The organism is Pseudomonas sp. Z003-0.4C(8344-21) (genome assembly GCF_900104975.1).
Classification (GTDB): domain Bacteria; phylum Pseudomonadota; class Gammaproteobacteria; order Pseudomonadales; family Pseudomonadaceae; genus Aquipseudomonas; species Aquipseudomonas granadensis.
This window is the reverse complement of record NZ_LT629756.1, coordinates 1,411,180-1,428,831: the sequence shown is the minus strand read 5'-3', so window position 1 is coordinate 1,428,831 and position 17,652 is coordinate 1,411,180. Positions and strand designations below refer to the sequence as shown.

General features: G+C 60.1%; 15 protein-coding genes. 10 read left to right on the top strand and 5 right to left on the bottom strand.

Features of this window, described 5'->3' with window-relative positions:
- Nucleotide 1: 1 nt before the first annotated feature.
- The 3 genes from cyoA to hmpA form a co-directional block, all read right to left on the bottom strand.
- Entirely contained in the window at nucleotides 2-943 is a 942-nt protein-coding gene (gene cyoA / locus BLU24_RS06685; protein WP_090286083.1) for a ubiquinol oxidase subunit II, read from the bottom strand.
- An 827-nt stretch (nucleotides 944-1,770) separates the two neighbouring features.
- Entirely contained in the window at nucleotides 1,771-2,280 is a 510-nt protein-coding gene (locus BLU24_RS06675; RefSeq protein WP_093098526.1) for a disulfide bond formation protein B, read from the bottom strand.
- A 226-nt stretch (nucleotides 2,281-2,506) separates the two neighbouring features.
- Entirely contained in the window at nucleotides 2,507-3,688 is a 1,182-nt protein-coding gene (gene hmpA / locus BLU24_RS06670) for an NO-inducible flavohemoprotein (protein WP_093098524.1), read from the bottom strand.
- A 162-nt stretch (nucleotides 3,689-3,850) separates the two neighbouring features.
- Between hmpA and norR the strand changes: the two genes are divergently transcribed.
- The 5 genes from norR (at nucleotide 3,851) to BLU24_RS06645 (ending at nucleotide 8,415) form a co-directional block, all read left to right on the top strand.
- Nucleotides 3,851-5,407 (top strand): nitric oxide reductase transcriptional regulator NorR, encoded by a 1,557-nt coding sequence (gene norR, locus BLU24_RS06665; protein ID WP_093098521.1) that lies wholly within the window; start codon nucleotides 3,851-3,853, stop codon nucleotides 5,405-5,407.
- A 319-nt stretch (nucleotides 5,408-5,726) separates the two neighbouring features.
- Nucleotides 5,727-6,629, top strand: a complete 903-nt coding sequence (locus BLU24_RS06660; RefSeq protein ID WP_090286091.1) for a chemotaxis protein CheV — start codon at nucleotides 5,727-5,729, stop codon at nucleotides 6,627-6,629.
- A gap of 27 nt (nucleotides 6,630-6,656) precedes the next feature.
- Complete coding sequence (locus BLU24_RS06655) at nucleotides 6,657-7,115, top strand: GNAT family N-acetyltransferase (RefSeq protein WP_093098518.1); 459 nt, start codon at nucleotides 6,657-6,659, stop codon at nucleotides 7,113-7,115.
- A gap of 140 nt (nucleotides 7,116-7,255) precedes the next feature.
- A complete protein-coding gene (locus tag BLU24_RS06650) occupies nucleotides 7,256-7,582 on the top strand; it encodes a hypothetical protein (RefSeq protein ID WP_093098515.1) in 327 nt (108 codons plus the stop codon).
- 83 nt (nucleotides 7,583-7,665) lie between these two features.
- Nucleotides 7,666-8,415: a YkgJ family cysteine cluster protein gene (locus BLU24_RS06645; protein WP_093098512.1), complete on the top strand. Its 750-nt coding sequence runs from the start codon at nucleotides 7,666-7,668 to the stop codon at nucleotides 8,413-8,415.
- Between the two features lie 42 nt (nucleotides 8,416-8,457).
- Here the strand turns inward: BLU24_RS06645 and BLU24_RS06640 are convergent, their stop codons facing one another.
- Entirely contained in the window at nucleotides 8,458-9,408 is a 951-nt protein-coding gene (locus BLU24_RS06640) for an IS481 family transposase (protein ID WP_093096621.1), read from the bottom strand.
- Nucleotides 9,409-9,630: 222 nt separating this feature from the next.
- Nucleotides 9,631-9,870 carry a hypothetical protein gene (locus tag BLU24_RS06635; protein ID WP_093098509.1) on the bottom strand — a complete coding sequence of 80 codons (240 nt, stop codon included), beginning with the start codon at nucleotides 9,868-9,870 and terminating at the stop codon, nucleotides 9,631-9,633.
- Between the two features lie 815 nt (nucleotides 9,871-10,685).
- Here BLU24_RS06635 and BLU24_RS06630 point away from each other — a divergent pair.
- The 5 genes from BLU24_RS06630 to BLU24_RS06610 all read left to right on the top strand — a co-directional run bounded on the left by BLU24_RS06630 (nucleotide 10,686) and on the right by BLU24_RS06610 (nucleotide 17,522).
- Nucleotides 10,686-11,846, top strand: a complete 1,161-nt coding sequence (locus BLU24_RS06630) for an efflux RND transporter periplasmic adaptor subunit (protein ID WP_093098507.1) — start codon at nucleotides 10,686-10,688, stop codon at nucleotides 11,844-11,846.
- Nucleotides 11,843-14,944, top strand: a complete 3,102-nt coding sequence (locus tag BLU24_RS06625; protein ID WP_093098504.1) for a multidrug efflux RND transporter permease subunit — start codon at nucleotides 11,843-11,845, stop codon at nucleotides 14,942-14,944. The genes BLU24_RS06630 and BLU24_RS06625 overlap by 4 nt, the downstream gene beginning before the upstream one ends.
- 8 nt (nucleotides 14,945-14,952) lie before the next feature.
- A complete protein-coding gene (locus BLU24_RS06620; RefSeq protein WP_090286106.1) occupies nucleotides 14,953-15,630 on the top strand; it encodes a heavy metal response regulator transcription factor in 678 nt (225 codons plus the stop codon).
- Nucleotides 15,620-16,984 carry a heavy metal sensor histidine kinase gene (locus BLU24_RS06615; RefSeq protein WP_093098501.1) on the top strand — a complete coding sequence of 455 codons (1,365 nt, stop codon included), beginning with the start codon at nucleotides 15,620-15,622 and terminating at the stop codon, nucleotides 16,982-16,984. Before BLU24_RS06620 ends, BLU24_RS06615 begins: the two co-directional genes overlap by 11 nt.
- A 316-nt stretch (nucleotides 16,985-17,300) precedes the next feature.
- On the top strand, nucleotides 17,301-17,522 hold the full coding sequence (locus tag BLU24_RS06610) for a hypothetical protein (protein ID WP_093098498.1): 222 nt from the start codon (nucleotides 17,301-17,303) through the stop codon (nucleotides 17,520-17,522).
- The last annotated feature ends 130 nt before the right edge of the window (nucleotides 17,523-17,652 follow it).

Here is a 17,652-nt window from a genome sequence, read left to right as displayed (position 1 = left end):
TTTACTCCTCTGCCCCGGCAGCTGAATGCGAACCCGCGTCAATATCCGTGGCCGCCACTTCTTTCTCTTTCTTCTCGTGCTTCAGCGGCTTGCCCGGCTTCATACCTTCGTACTTGTCGACGATGATCTGGAACTGGTTCGGCGTGACCGACGAGTAGAGCTCGACTGGGTTGTTCTGGCTCGGTTTGGCAAGGGCCGCGTACTCAGCTTGATCAAGCTGTTTAGGTGACTTCTTGACTTCACTTACCCAGGCGTCGAAATCTTCCTGAGTGGTGGAGATAGCCTTGAATTTCATACCGGTGAAACCGGCGCCGCTGTAGTTGGCGGAGATACCGTCCATTTCAGCGTTGCGGTCGGCGATCAGGTGCAGCTTGGTCTGCATGCCCGCCATCGCGTAGATCTGGCCGCCCAGACCCGGGATGAAGAACGAGTTCATCACAGCGTCAGAGGTGATCTTGAAGTTGATTGGCGTGTGCGCCGGGAACACGATCTTGTTGACCGTGGCGATGCCTTGTTCCGGGTAGATGAACAGCCACTTCCAGTCCAGCGCAACCACTTCGATGGTCACAGGCTTGACGTCGGACTGGATCGGACGATACGGGTCCAGTTCGTGGGTGGAAATGTAGGTGATGTAACCCAGAGCGATGATGATCAGGACAGGAATGGTCCAGACCGCCACTTCGATCTTGGTCGAGTGCGACCATTTCGGGGTGTAGACGGCGTTCTTGTTCGACGCGCGGTATTTCCAGGCGAACAGGAAGGTCATGACGATAACCGGCACCACGACCAACAGCATCAGCAGGGTCGCGGTGATGATCAGGTTTCGCTGCTCCAGGCCAACCTGGCCCGTTGGATTGAGCAAGGTCATGTTGCAGCCTCCCAGCAACAACGTGCCGAGCAGCGGCACTAGGCCTAGTAATCTGGGGTACCTGTTTTTACTCATCTCACGACCTCTAAAGCAGCTTGCGCAATGCAGTTGGGTTTTGATCGCCAACACTTCACCCTGCCAAGGGTTGGCATTTTCTTTGGATTGAATAAGGGCCGCCCGTCGCGCGTCAGACGCTCGACAAAACCTTGGGACAGCGTTCAGTTCTTATTCGAATTCGTGGTCAAAGGCCTTGTTACAGACCAATTCCATTTGGTGCGGAAAGTTGGAAAGGCACCGACACCTGGGTGTCTCGAAAGCCTCGCGGCTCGCTCGACACCCGACCTTCTGATCAGTTCCTTAATAAAGGCTGAACAGCGCCGGGAATTCAGTGCGGGCGATTGTAGATAGGTAGCGCCCTATACACCATGTCTTATCCCGAAATAATTTTTATCTTTTACGGCAACAATCCCTCGCCATTTTTGCAAAACTGTCACGCGTTGTTGACAGGCATTCTCAACAAATCTCGCAAAACCTGTCAGCGCACCCGCGTCAGTTCAGACAGCTCCGAAGGTTTTTTCCGCACAGCGGAACGGCGCAAAGCCCGATAACCCAAGGCTTCTGGCCATCTGCCTGAAGCTGTTAAAACTGCCTGCTCTGGCACTCACGTCCTAAAGCAAAAAAACCCTCAGACCGACCAATCCTTTTTTGTAACAACGCGGCAATCGGAGTCTGCGGGCGCCTCTGCGACACCCCCTGTGTGACAACATGTCGCACACTTGTCACACCCTCGCTTGCCGTCCGTCAGGATGAGTTCAGCCTCACTCTGAAACGTGCAACGCCCCGATTGGCTGAACCGCCAATCGGGGCGTTTTGTGTATCGGCCACGCTTGCGAAAAGTTGACTCAGCGCAGTGCTTTTCGATTACGCGAAGTCAGCAACGGCACCAGAATCACCACCAGCACGAACGCCACCAGCGCCCACTGCGCCAGCGACAGGCCGAGGATCGGCGGGTATGGCGTCGAGCAGAAGCCGTCAACCTGGAAGCCCAGCGGAAAGATCTTCGCCAGCGGCAGATCGTCGACAATCGGTTGCAGCACATCGACGCCACAGCTGACCGCCGGGTAGAACTGCGTATACACGTGGTGCCCGGCGACCGCGGCGCCGGCAAGCGCGCAAAGCACCACCAGCGCTTCGAACACGGTGATGCTGCGACGGCTGCGCATGGCCGCGCCGATGAACGCGAACAGCGCGATCAGCAGCAACGCATAACGCTGCAGAATACACAGCGGGCACGGCGCTTCGCCGAGCACGACCTGCATGTACAGGGCACCACCGATCAGCGCCAGGCAGATCACCCCCAGCAGCACCAGAAAGCGCCGCTCACGGCCCAATCGAATCGTTTCCTCGCTCATTGCCTTTCCCTTGTTTGTCCATGGTTCAGCTGGCTTGCGGCTGAAGGTCGCCGCAAGTCTACACCGGGGCAATAAACGATAGAGCGGTTAAGGAACCATTAACCCCCAAGGATTTCGGTTGCGTGCAAAAGCGAATCGCCAGCAGGCTGGCTCCCACATTGGCCTGCGCCGAACGCATAACCTGTGGGAGCCAGCCTGCTGGCGATGCGGGCGACCCGGTTTCAGATCATTCCAAAGCAGAAGCCGGCCCGAAGAACTCGTAACGGCTCTGCTTCTCCGGCACACCCAGCGCTTTCAAATGACGCTTGATCGCGCCCATGAAACCTTTCGGCCCAAGGAAATACGCATCGACATCACGTTGCGCAGGCAACCACTCACCCAGCTGATCCTGGCTCAGCATCCCGACCTTGTCCGCCGCCGGACTCACCCCGTCATCCTCCGCGTAGCAGTAAAAACGCTTGAGCTGCGGATGACGCGCGGCGAGGTCGTCGATCCAATTGCGGAAGGCATGCACGCTGCCATTGCGTGCGCAGTGAATGAAATGCACCGGCCGCTCGGTTTGCAGCGCCGCTTCGAGCATCGCCAGGGTCGGGGTGATGCCGACGCCGCCGCTGATCAGCACCAGCGGTTTATCGCTGGCCGACAAGGTGAATTCGCCCGATGGCGGGAACAGCTGAATGCTCGCCCCGACCTGCAACTGATCGTGCAAGTGATTGGACGCGCGGCCACCCGGTTCGCGCTTGACGCTGATGCGGTACTGGCCGTTGTTGGCCAGCGCCGACAGCGAGTAATTGCGACGGATTTCTTCGCCGTCGAGGACCAGTTTCATACCGATGTATTGACCGGGTTCTGCGGCGAGAATCGGGCCCTTGTCGGCTGGCTCGAAGTAGAACGAAGTGATCTCGGCGCTCTCCTCGACCTTGGCCGCAACGATGAACTCGCGCGCCCCGCGCCAGCCGCCGACGGCTTGTTCCTTCTGGTCGTAGATGGCGGTTTCAGCGCCGATCAGAATGTCAGCCAACTGGCCGTACGCTGCGCCCCAGGCACTCATCACTTCTGGCGTGGCGATTTCATCGCCGAGCACTTCGGAAATCGCGCGCAGCAGGCAGGTGCCAACGATCGGGTAGTGTTCCGGGAGAATCTGCAGGGCGACATGCTTGTTGATGATTTTCGCCACCAGATCGCCCAACTGATCGAGCTGATCGATATGGCGGGCATACATCAATACCCCGTTAGCCAACGCGCGCGGCTGGTCGCCGCTGGCCTGGTGGGCCTGGTTGAACAGCGGACGCACTTCGGGATACTCGGAGAGCATCATCCGATAGAAATGCGTGATCAACGCTTCGCCGCCGCTTTCCAGCAGAGGCACGGTGGATTTGACGATGGCACGATCCTGAGCGCTTAGCATGAGGGTGACTCCTGAGCCTTATTGAAAGTTATCTTTGGAGTATCAGTATTCGTGCCACTTATTTTTCTCATATAAATCAATCGCTTGCTTTCTATGTAGTCATAACGACCCAAGCCGGCTTATAGTCTTAGCGACTACATCACGTCTATTTGACTACACGCCATGATTGCCAAATCGCTGCTCACTGCCCTGCTACCTCTGGTTTCCGACCTGTCGCGCGAACTGCCCGAGGGCGAGCGCTATCGGCGCCTGCTCGAAGCCATGCGCGCCCTGTTGCCCTGCGACGCCGCCGCGCTGTTGCGCCTGGATGGCGAATCGCTGGTGCCGCTGGCCGTCGACGGCTTGAGCACCGACACCCTCGGGCGCCGCTTCAAGGTCAGCGAACATCCGCGTTTCGAAATTCTGCTGGCCGGTGCCGGGCCGACGCGCTTCGCCGCCGACAGCGATCTGCCTGATCCCTACGACGGTCTGGTCGACGGCCTCGACGATCACCTGGAAGTCCACGACTGCCTCGGCTGCCCTTTATTCGTCGATGAAAAACTGTGGGGCCTGATCACCCTCGACGCGCTCGATCCTGAACGTTTCGAGCCGATCGAACTGGATGCTCTGCAAGCCTTCGCCAGCCTTGCCTCGGCTACGGTCAACGCCGCCGAACGCATCGAACGGCTGGCCAGCCGCGCCGAAGACGAGCATCAGCGCGCCGAGGTCTATCGTCAGGCCAGCGGCCAACAGCAGCGCGAAATGATCGGCCAAAGCAAAGCGCATAAACGCCTGGTCGAGGAGATCAATCTGGTCGGCGGCAGCGATCTGACGGTGTTGATCACCGGCGAAACCGGGGTCGGCAAAGAACTGGTTGCCCAAGCGATTCACTCCGCCTCGGCGCGTGCCGACAAACCGATCATCAGCCTCAACTGCGCCGCGCTGCCGGATACGCTGGTAGAAAGCGAGCTGTTCGGCCACGTCCGCGGCGCCTTCACCGGCGCCACAAGCGACCGCCGCGGCAAGTTCGAACTGGCCAATGGCGGCACGCTGTTTCTCGATGAGGTCGGCGAACTGTCACTGACCGTGCAGGCGAAATTGCTGCGCGTGTTGCAGAGCGGGCAGTTGCAGCGCCTGGGCTCGGACAAGGAGCATCAGGTCGACGTGCGCCTGATTGCCGCGACCAACCGCGACCTCGCCGAAGAAGTGCGCAGCGGCCGTTACCGTGCCGACTTCTATCATCGCCTCAGCGTCTACCCGCTGCGGGTCCCGGCGCTGCGCGATCGCGGGCGCGACGTGCTGCTGCTCAGCGGTTTTTTCCTGGAGCAGAACCGCTCGCGCATGGGCCTCAACAGCCTGCGCCTGAACAGCGACGCCCAGGAAGCGCTGCTCGCCTACACTTGGCCGGGCAATGTGCGCGAGCTGGAACATCTGATCGGCCGCAGCGCGCTGAAGGCGTTGGGCAACTGCAAAGTACGGCCGAAGATTCTCAGCCTGAGTGCGGCGGATCTGGATTTACCGCGTGAGGTTGTGGATAACCCGATTGAGATGATGGCCAGTGTGCAGGAATTGCCTTCGATCAGCGGCGATCTGCGCAGTGCAACCGAGCAGTTTCAGCGCCAGTTGATCGGCGCGGCGCTGGAGCGCAATCAGGATAACTGGGCGAGTGCGGCGCGGGAGTTGGGGATTGATCGGGCGAACCTTGGGCGGATGGCCAAGCGGTTGGGGATGAAGAGCTAAAAGCACACCCTCACCCTAGCCCTCTTCCGGAGGGAGAGGGACTGACCGAGGTGTCTTACGCTATACGCCGATCTGAAACATCGAGTCGATTTTGGATTCAGTGCAGCAGGATCAGGTCGACGTAATTATTCTAAATCCCACGGTCGGCTCCCTCTCCCTCCGGGAGAGGGCTGGGCGGGCGGCGTTCCGATGAGGGGCTTTTGATTTGAATGCCATCACCCAAGCACCTAAAGCCCACCCCAATCAAGCCGATAACCCGGCATCAATGGTTTCTGGCGACTCCCACCTCGCCCATCACCTTTCTCCACAGAAGGTCCAAATGTCCTCGACAAAAGCCCGCGCAGATTCACTTTCGCTTCTTCTGTTTACCTTGCGCAGCGGCAAGCTGATGGCGATCAACCTGCTGAAAGTCAGCGAAATCATCCCCTGCCCGCCGCTGACCAAGCTGCCGGAGTCGCACCCGCACGTCAAAGGCATCGCCACCTTGCGCGGTGCCTCGCTGTCGGTCATTGATCTTAGCCGGGCCATCGGCGAGCGGCCGCTGGAAGACCCGAACGGCGGCTGCCTGATCGTCACCGATGTCAGCCGTTCGAAGCAGGGTCTGCACGTTCAGGCGGTGAGCAAGATCGTTCATTGCCTGACCACTGACATCAAACCGCCGCCGTTCGGCTCCGGCGGTTCGCGCGCTTACATCACTGGCGTGACCTCGGTTGACGGGACTTTGGTGCAGGTGCTGGATATCGAAAAAGTTATCCACAGCATCGCCCCGGCTCAGATCGAAATGGCCCCTACCGACCTGACCATGGAAGACGCAGAAGTGCTCGGCAACGCGCGGATTCTGGTGGTCGACGACAGTCAGGTGGCGCTGCAGCAATCGGTGCACACCCTGCGCAACCTCGGCCTGCAATGCCACACCGCACGCAGCGCCAAGGAGGCCATCGACTGCCTGCTCGACCTGCAAGGCACCGCGCAACAGATCAACCTGATTGTTTCCGACATCGAAATGTCCGAGATGGACGGCTACGCCTTCACCCGCACCTTGCGCGAGACCCCGGACTTCGCCCACTTGTACGTGCTGCTGCACACCTCGCTCGACAGTGCGATGAACAGCGAGAAAGCCCGACTGGCCGGGGCCAATGGCGTGCTGACCAAATTCTCCTCGCCGGAACTGACCCATTGCCTGATCGAAGCGGCCAAACATGTCGCGGCCCAGGGCCATTGAGTCTTGGCTGAGAAATTCTGCTTCTTGATGCGCCGCGATCTGCACGCAGATCTACCGGACATTCGCTGGCCGGACGGTGTTGAAGTCAGCACTTATCGTGCGCAATCCGCAGCCGCCGTGCACGCGCTGATGCAGCTCGGCTACCGCGAGGGCGGTGGCCGGGTGCCGGCGCTTGAGGTTTGGCAGCAACGGTTCGGAAGCGACCCCGAATACGATCCGGCGCTGTGCTTTGTCGCCAACGATGCCGACGGCGTGGTGGGTGTGGCGCAGTGCTGGACCAGTTCGTATATCAAGAATCTGGTGGTGCATCCGCGGCTCCAGGGACGTGGACTGGGCCGGGCGTTGTTGCTCAATGCGTTCAAGGTGTTTCAGCAGCGGCGCGAAGGTTTTGTTGATTTGAAGGTACTGGAAAGCAATCTGCGGGCGCAGCGGTTGTATGAAAGTGCCGGGATGTATGTGGTTCGCCGGGAGTTGGTGCCGGACTGACCCACCGCTTTCGCGAGCAGGCTCGCTGTTGAAATACATTCCAAACTGTAGGAGTGAGCCTGCTCGCGATGAGGCCGGCACCGGCAACTTCTAACCCTCGGGCATACTCCAACCTTGGCCAATAACAAGGATGCCTCACCATGAAAGCCCTCACCGCCAGCCTGCTCTGCCTCACCGCCCTCGCCTCCCAGGCACATGCCTCCAGCCCCGACGCTTGGGCCGCCTACGACAAAACCGTGCTCGCCAGTTGCACCAAGGCCAGCGGCCTGAAAAATGCCAAACCGGTCGGCACCCCGGCGCAATTCGACGACCGCGTCGGCTACACCGCTGTGCTCCTGCAAGGCCAATACCCGCAAAAACACATGAAAGGCCAGCAAGGCACTGAGCTGTGCCTGTACAGCAAATCCGCGAAAAGCGCATTTGTCACCGAGTGGGACTCGATCCGCCCGATCGCCAAAAACCGCTGAGTGGCGCACAACTTGCTTCGATGCAGGCCTGTACGGTGGTTTTCCGCCGCCGGTTCACACCCTGATTGAAGACAGATCGCTCAATGAATACGACGTTTTCCTGCGTAGGCTGCGGTAAATGCTGCACCGACCACCACGTCCCGCTGACCCTGGCCGAGGCGCGCATGTGGGCAACCGACGGTGGTCAGGTGATCGTGCTGGTCGAGGCCTTTCTCGGTAACGGCCTCGGGTTGCCGGCGCAGCAACGCGAGCACGCCGAACGCCGTTCAGTGCGGGTTCGCAGCGGCAGCACCGATGCCCATGTGGCGATCACCTTCGCCGCCTACAACGTCGGCCCCTGCCGGAATCTTGACGAAGACAAGCTCTGCCGGATCTATGAGCGGCGACCGTTGGTGTGCCGCATCTATCCCGCGGAAATCAATCCGCACATCCCGCTCAACCCAGCGGCCAAGGATTGCCCGCCAGAATCCTGGGAACAGGGACCCTTGTTGATTGCCGGGGGCGAATTGGTTGATCAGGAACTGATCGAGTTGATCCAGCGCTCGCGTCAGGCCGATCGCGATAACATTCAAACCAAGGATGCGATCTGCGCATTGCTCGGGATTCGCACCACGGCGCTGAAGGGCGACGGGTTTACTGCGTATCTGCCGAATATGAGTGCGTTTGCTGCGGTGATGGATCAGGTGAGCGAGCAGCTCTCGACGAATGCGCCGAGTGAGTGGCTGTTTCATCTGTCAGGCGAAGATGTTGCGGGGCAAGTCGTGGCGGCCGGGGCGCAGGTGGTGGCCGAGCCGGCGCAGACCTATGCGTTCATATCGCTGCGGGCGGCTTGATGCGGATTTTGCACTGAGGCCAATGGCCCAATCGCTAGCAGGCTAGCTGTGTAAACCCACCACGTTGTTCACGGATGCTATTCGGCTAATCGGTGGTAAATAACTCAAACTGGCATGCGGGCGATGCCAGTTGTACCTGTGCAACCAAGGCATCAGATACGTCGCGCGTTGATCTGAGCTTTCATAACTTCTGGCGTAGGCCCATTCGCGCAGAGCGGTCTGTATAAATCGCTCTGCCTTGCCATTCGTGCGCGGGGTGTAAGGCTTGGTAAAGATGTGCTTAAGCCGCAGCCGCCGGCACAGGCGCTTGAAGCTCCTGGATTTGTAGCAAGGGCCGTTGTCGGTCATTACCCGCTCGAATTTCACGCCGAGCGTTTTGTAGTAACGCAGGGCCCGGATCAGCGCGAGGCAGGCGCTACGAGCGGTTTGGTCTGGGTATAAACCACAGTGCGCCACTCGACTATGGTCGTCGATGGCAACATGTCCAAACTCCCAACCCACATGGTAAGAACGGCCTTTCAGACGGTCTTTTGTCACTCGATGACCAGGTTTGTTAAAGCGCCCCAGCCTCTTGATATCCAAGTGCAGCAAGCCTCCCGGCTGAGAGTATTCGTAGCGAATAACCGCAACTGGCGGTTCCAGATAAGCCAGGCGATTGAGTCCGTTGCGGCTCAATATCCTGCCTACCGTGCTATGCCCCACCTTCAAAGACTTACTGATTTCGCCATAGGTTTTTCGCTCACGGCGAAGCTTGATGATTTTCTCCAGACACTCTGGGGCAGTAGCGTGCGGACAGGAAGCCGGGCGGGATGAGCGATCCTGGAGACCTTTTTCGCCTTCGGTTCGATAGCGGTTTATCCACTTGTAGGCAGTGCGAACGCTGACCCCTTGGGCCTTGGCCACCTCTTCAACTCTCAAACCCTCTGTGAGGACTCTTTGAACAAGAAGGGCTCGACCAGAAACAGTTAATCGGGCATTTTTATGAGTGTTCACTCGGGGCCTCCGGGGGCTTGGTTTGGTTCGCACCTCCAATTTCCCGGAAAAGCCCCGAGTGAACAACCTACAGAGAGATCACAGCTAGCTCCCACAGGGGGTTTGCGTAACGACGCGGATCCCATGTGGGAGCCAGCCTGCTGGCGATGACGGCAGAGCAAGCGACCGCAATCGCCAACCTGCCGCCGCTTGCGAATTCATGAAACAAGGCGCGAATAAAACTCAGCGCTTGCCCATCGAACGACGCGTACCCGGCGGCGCCATGCCCGGGGTTTTGGTGTGGCCGTTCTTCGCGCCATTCTTGTACCAAGGCTGGTTGGAGCCCTTGGCAGCGGCCAGGTCACCCGGCTTGAACGGGAATTTGAACGCCGGAATCTCAGCTTTGGTGTCGTTGGCATCGGCCAATTCAACCGGGACAGCGCTCACAGCGTCGTCAACCGGCGGCAGGGTCGGGGAAGTCATAAAAGCTCCGCAAAGCAAAAGTCGGGCCCGATCAGTGAGCCGCGAAGGCGCGCAGTATACCTGCACGCCCTGGCTCGGCACCTGAAGAATTGCGTCGAACGCCGAACGGTTTGCAGATACGTGACGATGCCTTTGCCGCTGAAGGTCTTCAGCGCTTCGTAACAACCACCCCTCACCCTAGCCCTCCCGAAACGTCGGACCGCCCGTAGGGAGAGGGGACTGATCGTGGGGGATGCGAGAACTACGCCGACTCGGGATATCGAGCCGTACGCGATTTCGAAGCCAACATAGATCGGCTCCCTCTCCCTCCGGGAGAGGGCTGGGCGGGCGGCGTTCCGATGAGGGGCGAATCCACCACAAATCCCAAACCAACCACCCGCTTCTAACCACTCAACAATGAGCGTTAGCTCGAGTGCCTTTGATCTTGATCTTGCCTAACCAGCGACATCGGAAGGCTGAGCGCAGGGATTGATCCGGGCGTGGGAGCGCAGCGACCGTACGACGAAGTCGTACACAGCGGAAGTAGGTGCAGCGAAGCAAACCGTAGCCGCTGCGCCCGGATCGATCCCGGAGGGAAGGGACCCGAGCCTGCGAGGGCCGTACGCAGGAGCAAGCGTTTTTTGCTTACTTTTTTTGGCGCTTGTAAAAAAGTAAGTCGCCGTCAGGCGAAACCGCCAGCAGCCGCTACAGCAGCAACGGATAACCCCCCAAACGAAACTGACAGCGCTGTCAGCCAGCCGTCACCCTCCTGACCCCCAAACCCGTATATAAAGTTCCAATCTGCCCAAACTCCAAACCCATCGGCGCCACACCGCATGCGAATCGAAAAAAACAAAGCCCTGCTCGCCACCCTGCTCATCCTGCTGGCAGCCACAGGCCTCTGGTTTGCACTCAAACCCGCCCCGGCCAAACTCGCCGCCCCCAACGCCATCCCGGTGCGAGTAGTAACGGTCAGCGCCAAAGACGTTCCCCGCTACACCAGCGGCATCGGCTCGGTCCTATCCCTGCACAGCGTGGTGGTGCGCCCACAGATCGACGGCATCCTCACCAAAATCCTCGTCAAGGAGGGCCAGTTGGTCAAAGCAGGCGACCTGCTGGCGACCATCGACGACCGCTCGATCCGCGCCAGCCTCGATCAGGCCCGCGCGCAACTGGGCGAAAGCCAGGCGCAACTGCAAGTCGCCTTGGTCAACCTCAAACGCTACAAACTGCTCAGCGTCGATGACGGCGTTTCGAAACAGACCTACGACCAGCAGCAAGCATTGGTCAATCAACTCAAGGCCACCGCCCAAGGCAACAAGGCCTCGATCGATGCAGCGCAGGTGCAACTGTCCTACACGCAGATTCGCTCCCCGGTCACCGGCCGGGTCGGCATTCGTACGGTCGATGAAGGCAACTTCCTGCGCATGACCGACACCGCCGGCCTGTTTACCGTGACCCAGATCGACCCGATCGCCGTCGAGTTTTCCCTGCCCCAGCAAATGCTGCCAACCCTGCAAAGCCTGATCAACGATCCGCAGCGCGCGCCGGTCAAGGCCTACATCGGCGCTGACACCGATGGCGAAACCGCCAACCTGCTCGGCGAAGGTCATCTGACCCTGATCGACAACCAGATCAACGCCAACACCGGCACCATTCGCGCCAAGGCCGAATTCGCCAACGCCAGCCAAAAGCTCTGGCCCGGCCTGCTGGTCACGGTAAAAATTCAGACTGCCCTCGACAAGGATGCGCTGGTCGTACCGCCCACGGTCGTCCAGCGCGGCCTTGATCAACACTTCGTTTACCGGGTCAACGGCGACAAGGTTGAAGCCGTGCCGGTGCAGATGGTCTATCAGGGCAGCGGTCAGGACATCATCAAGGGCGTGAACGCAGGCGATGTATTGGTCACCGATGGGCAGTCGCGGCTCAAGCCCGGCTCGACCGTGCAAGTCATGAGCGAACCGCCGCAAGTGGTGCAAGCGGAGCCGAGTCGATGAAGGCGCACAAAGGCGTCTCGACCTGGTGCATCGATCACCCGGTCGCGACCATTCTGTTGACCGTCGCACTGGTGTTGGTGGGCGTGATTGCCTTCCCGCGCTTGCCGATTGCACCGCTGCCGGAAGCCGAATTCCCCACCATCCAGGTCTCGGCGCAGTTGCCCGGCGCCAGTCCTGACACCATGGCTTCATCCGTGGCCACGCCGCTGGAGGTGCAATTCAGCGCCATCCCCGGCATGACCCAGATGACCTCGAGCAGTGCGCTGGGCTCGACCCTGCTGACCCTGCAATTCACGCTAGACAAAAGCATCGACACCGCCGCCCAGGAAGTGCAAGCGGCGATCAACACCGCCGCCGGCAAGTTGCCCAAGGACATGCCGACGCTGCCGACCTGGAAGAAGGTCAACCCGGCTGACAGCCCGGTGCTGATCCTCAGCGTCAGCTCTACGCAGATGCCTGGCACCGAACTCAGCGACCTGGTGGAAACCCTGTTGGCGCGTCAGATCAGTCAGATCGATGGCGTAGGCCAAATCAACATTACCGGTCAGCAACGCCCGGCGATTCGCGTGCAGGCTTCGGCAGACAAACTGGCGGCGATTGGCCTGACCCTCGCCGACATTCGTCTGGCAATTCAGCAGACCAGCCTCAACCTCGCCAAGGGTGCGCTGTACGGCGAGTCGAGCATTTCGACGCTGTCGACCAACGACCAGTTGTTCCATCCTGAGGACTACAGCCAGCTCATCGTTTCCTACAAGGATGGCGCCCCGGTGCACCTGCGCGATGTCGCCAAAGTTGTCAACGGTGCCGAAGATGCCTACGTGCAGGCCTGGGCCGGTGATCGTCCGGGGGTGAACCTGGTGATCTCGCGCCAGCCCGGCGCCAACATCGTCGAGACCGTCGACCGCATTCAAGCCGCCCTGCCCGGCCTCGAAGCCATGCTGCCGGCCTCGGTGCAGGTGAAAACCCTGATCGACCGCACCCAGACCATTCGCGCCTCGCTGCATGAGGTCGAAATCACCTTGTTGATCGCGATTCTGCTGGTGGTGGCGGTAATGGCGCTGTTCCTGCGCCAATTGTCGGCAACGCTGATCGTCTCGGCGGTGCTCGGCGTGTCGCTGGTGGCCAGTTTCGCCCTGATGTACCTGCTCGGTTTCAGCCTGAACAACCTGACGCTGGTGGCAATTGTCGTCGCGGTCGGGTTCGTGGTCGACGATGCGATTGTGGTCGTGGAAAACATTCACCGGCATCTGGAGGCCGGCGACGACATGCGCGAAGCGGCGATCAAAGGCGCGGGCGAGATCGGTTTTACCGTGGTCTCGATCAGCTTCTCGCTGGTGGCGGCGTTTATTCCGCTGCTGTTCATGGGCGGTGTGGTCGGGCGGTTGTTCAAGGAATTCGCCTTGACCGCGACCTCGACCATCATGATTTCTGTAGTCGTTTCGCTGACGCTGGCGCCGACGCTGGCGGCGCTGTTCATGCGCAAACCGACGCACCACGCCCACGACAAACCGGGTTTCAGCGAACGCTTGCTCGGCTGGTATGAACGCGGCCTGCGCCGCGCCCTCGCCCATCAGAAGTTGATGATCGGGGTGTTCGGTCTGTCGCTGGCACTGGCCATCGGCGGTTACATCTTTATCCCGAAAGGTTTCTTTCCGGTGCAGGACACCGGCTTCGTCCTCGGCACCACCGAGGCGGCTGCGGACATTTCCTACGGCGACATGGTGAAAAAACACTTGGCGATGGCCGAAATCGTCGCCGCCGATCCAGCGGTGCAGGCGTTTTCCCATTCGGTTGGAGTCTCCGGCAGCAACCAGACCATCGCCAATGGGCGCTTCTGGATCGCCCTGAAGAAACGCGGCGATCGCGACGTCAGCGCCAGCCAGTTCATCGACCGCATCCGCCCACAACTGATGAAAGTCCCAGGCATCGTGCTGTATCTGCGCGCCGGTCAGGACATCAACCTCAGCTCCGGCCCGAGCCGTGCGCAGTACCAATACGTGCTCAAGAGCAACGACGGCGCGACCCTCGCGACGTGGACGCAACGCCTGACCGAAAAACTGCGCAGCAACCCGGCGTTCCGCGACATTTCCAATGACCTGCAACTGGGTGGCAGCATCACCCACATCAGCATCGACCGCAGCGCCGCCGCGCGCTTCGGTCTGACCGCCAGCGATGTCGATGAAGCGCTGTACGACGCCTTCGGCCAGCGACAGATCAATGAGTTCCAGACCCAGGTCAACCAGTACAACGTGATCCTCGAGCTGGATACAAAACAGCGCGGCAAAGCCGAAAGCCTGAATTATTTCTACCTGCGTTCGCCGCTGAGTGGCGAGATGGTGCCGCTGTCGGCGCTGGCGCGATTCGATGCGCCGACCATTGGACCGCTGTCGATCGCCCACGACGGCATGTTCCCGGCGGCGAATCTGTCGTTCAACCTCGCCCCCGGTGTGGCGCTGGGTGATGCGGTGGTTCTGCTCAATCAGGCCAAGGCAGAGATCGGCATGCCGACCGCGATCAGCGGCAATTTTCAGGGTGCGGCGCAGGCGTTTCAGAGTTCGCTGGCCAGTCAGCCGTGGCTGATTCTTGCGGCGCTGGTGGCGGTGTACATCATTCTTGGTGTGCTCTATGAGAGCTTCGTGCATCCGCTGACGATCATTTCGACATTGCCGGCGGCGGGTCTGGGCGCGGTGATCATGCTGTGGATCTGCGGTCAGGACTTTTCGATCATGGCGTTGATCGGGCTGGTGTTGCTGATCGGCATCGTCAAGAAAAACGGCATCCTGATGATCGACTTCGCGCTCGAAGCGCAGCGCCACCGAGGCCTGTCGCCGCAGGAGGCGATTTTCGAGGCGTGCATCACGCGGTTCCGGCCGATCATCATGACCACCCTCGCCGCCCTGCTCGGCGCCCTGCCGCTGATGCTCGGCTACGGCACCGGCGCCGAGTTGCGCCAACCGTTGGGGATCGCCGTGGTTGGCGGTTTGCTGGTCAGCCAGATGCTGACGCTGTTCACTACACCGGTCATATACTTATGGCTTGAGCGGCTGTTCCACCGGCCCCGACCTGTGCCGGCAACGGCATTGGCGACCACAGACTGAGGCGGGTCATGCGCGTTCTGATTATCGAAGACGAGGAAAAAACCGCGGACTATCTGCACCGCGGCCTCACTGAACAGGGTTACACCGTGGACCTGGCCCGCGACGGTGTCGAAGGCCTGCATCTGGCGCTGGAAAGCGATTACGCGGTGATCGTCCTCGACGTCATGCTGCCGGGCCTCGATGGCTTCGGCGTGCTGCGTGCCTTGCGTGCGCGCAAGCAGACCCCGGTGATCATGCTCACCGCCCGCGAGCGCGTCGAGGACCGTATCAAAGGCCTGCGCGACGGTGCCGACGATTACCTCGGCAAACCGTTTTCCTTCCTCGAACTGGTCGCGCGTCTGCAAGCGCTGACCCGCCGCAGTGGCGGCCATGAACCGGTGCAAGTGAGCATCGCCGACCTGTGGGTGGATCTGATCAGCCGCAAAGCCACCCGTGCCGGCACCCGGTTGGACCTGACGGCCAAGGAGTTCTCGCTGCTCAGCGTGCTCGCCCGCCGCCAGGGTGAAATCCTCTCGAAAACCGCGATTGCCGAAATGGTCTGGGACATCAATTTCGACAGTGACGCCAACGTCGTCGAAGTCGCGATCAAACGCCTGCGCGCCAAACTCGACGGTCCGTTCGACGAGAAACTGCTGCACACCATTCGTGGTATGGGTTATGTGCTGGAGAGCCGTGGTGTCCAGTAACTCGATTGCCCTGCGCCTCAGCGGGATGTTTACGCTCGTGGCGCTGGTGGTGTTTGTTTTGATCGGCGGCGCGCTTTATCAACAAGTCGACAAGGGTCTGGGCCTGCTTCCCGAAGCCGAACTCGATGCGCGTTACAGCGTGCTCGAATCCACCGTCGGCCGTTACGGCACGCCGGAGCACTGGGTGAAAATCAACAACAAGCTCAAGCTGCTCGGCGAGGAAGACAAACGCATCAGTTTCTGGATCAGCAGCGGCAACCCGCAATACGAATACGGCAACCTCACGCCACAGATCCGCGCGGTCGCCAACGGCCCGCTGGGCATGCGTGACCTGCAACTGCCCGATCAGCCCGCTCCGCTGAAAGTGCTGGTCAGCCAGTTCCCGGCCAAGGACCAGCGTCCGCCGCTGCGCTTCATGATTGGCATCGACACCGAGACCTTTCACCAGACCCAGCACCAGTTGCTGATTGCCTTGGTCAGCCTGGCGATCGTCGGCGTGCTGCTGGCGTCGGCGCTGGGTTATTGGGTAGCGCGGATTGGCTTGCAGCCGCTGATCAAGCTGTCTCAGGAAGCCCAGCGTCTGGCGCCGCCACTGCGGGCCGGGCGCCTGCGTCTGTCACCACTGCCGCCGGAGCTTGCGCAGTTTGTCGAGTCGTTCAACTCGACCCTGGAGCGCGTGGAACTGGCCTATTCGCGCCTGGAATCATTCAACGCCGACGTCGCTCATGAACTGCGTTCGCCACTGACCAACCTGATCGGCCAGACGCAAGTGGCGCTGACCCGCGGGCGCTCTGCAGAGCATTACTTCGAAGTGCTGCAATCGAATCTGGAAGAACTCGAACGACTGCGCTCGATCATCAACGACATGCTGTTTCTGGCCAGTGCCGATCAGGGCAACAAGGCGACCCGACTCACCTCTACGTCGTTGGCCGATGAAGTGGCAACGACGCTGGACTATCTGGATTTCATTCTCGAAGACGCGCAGGTGCAAGTGCGGGTCAGCGGCGACGCGCAGGTACAGATCGAAGTCGCGCATTTGCGTCGGGCGTTGATCAACCTGCTCAGCAACGCGGTGCAGCACACCGAGCCGGGTGAGGTGATCGAGGTGTGCATCGAGGTCCAGGAACATCAGGTGAGCATCGGTGTGGCGAATCCCGGATTGCCGATTGCCAGTGAACATCTGCCGCGTCTGTTTGAGCGATTTTATCGGGTCGATGCCTCACGGCGTAACAGTGGCAATAACCACGGACTGGGGCTGGCAATCGTCAAGGCGATTGCGTTGATGCATGGTGGGGATGTGTTTGTGCGCAGTGATCGGGGGGTTAATACCTTTGGAATGCATCTGCCAATCTAAAAGCCCCTCATCGGAACGCCGCCCGCCTAGCCCTCTCCCGGAGGGAGAGGGGACTGACCGCGTTGTTCTCTCGAGTTGCATCGACCTGAAATACCCAGTCGAACTCAAGTTCTGAAAAGCCCCCGATCAGCTCCCTTTCCCCCTCGCCCCCTTGGGGAGAGGGCTGGAGTGAGGGGTTGCTCTTGGCTACACCGCGATCCTGGACTTTTACCTCCTACGCAACAGTCATTTATGAAAACCACGCTGTTTCCCATCGCCCGGCAACCTTATCTTTGCCCGCACCAAACAGCACTCGCCAAGCGAGAAGGTTTCCAGGATGTCCAACAGTATGGGTATTGCCAGCGCGTTCGTTTTGTCCTCATTGTTCCTGTCGCCGATGGCGATGGCTGAAGAATCGCAAACATTCGTGGCGCACAACATTGCCCGCGCGCAAGCATTCGATCAGCATCGGGCCGAAGTGATGGCCAAGACCCAAAACGCCACGCAAGCCCCGCAGGCTGCCACCTCACAGACGCCAGTCGGCGAAACCGACAGCTGAGTCGCACACCGCGCCACCGTTTCCCTCGACGCGGTTGTTTGGCTCTTCCCGTTCAACCGTCGTCATTGCAGGCCGCTGATTTTCAGCGGCCTTTTTTCGTTTTGGATTGCTCTCTCCACAGGGTTTTGTG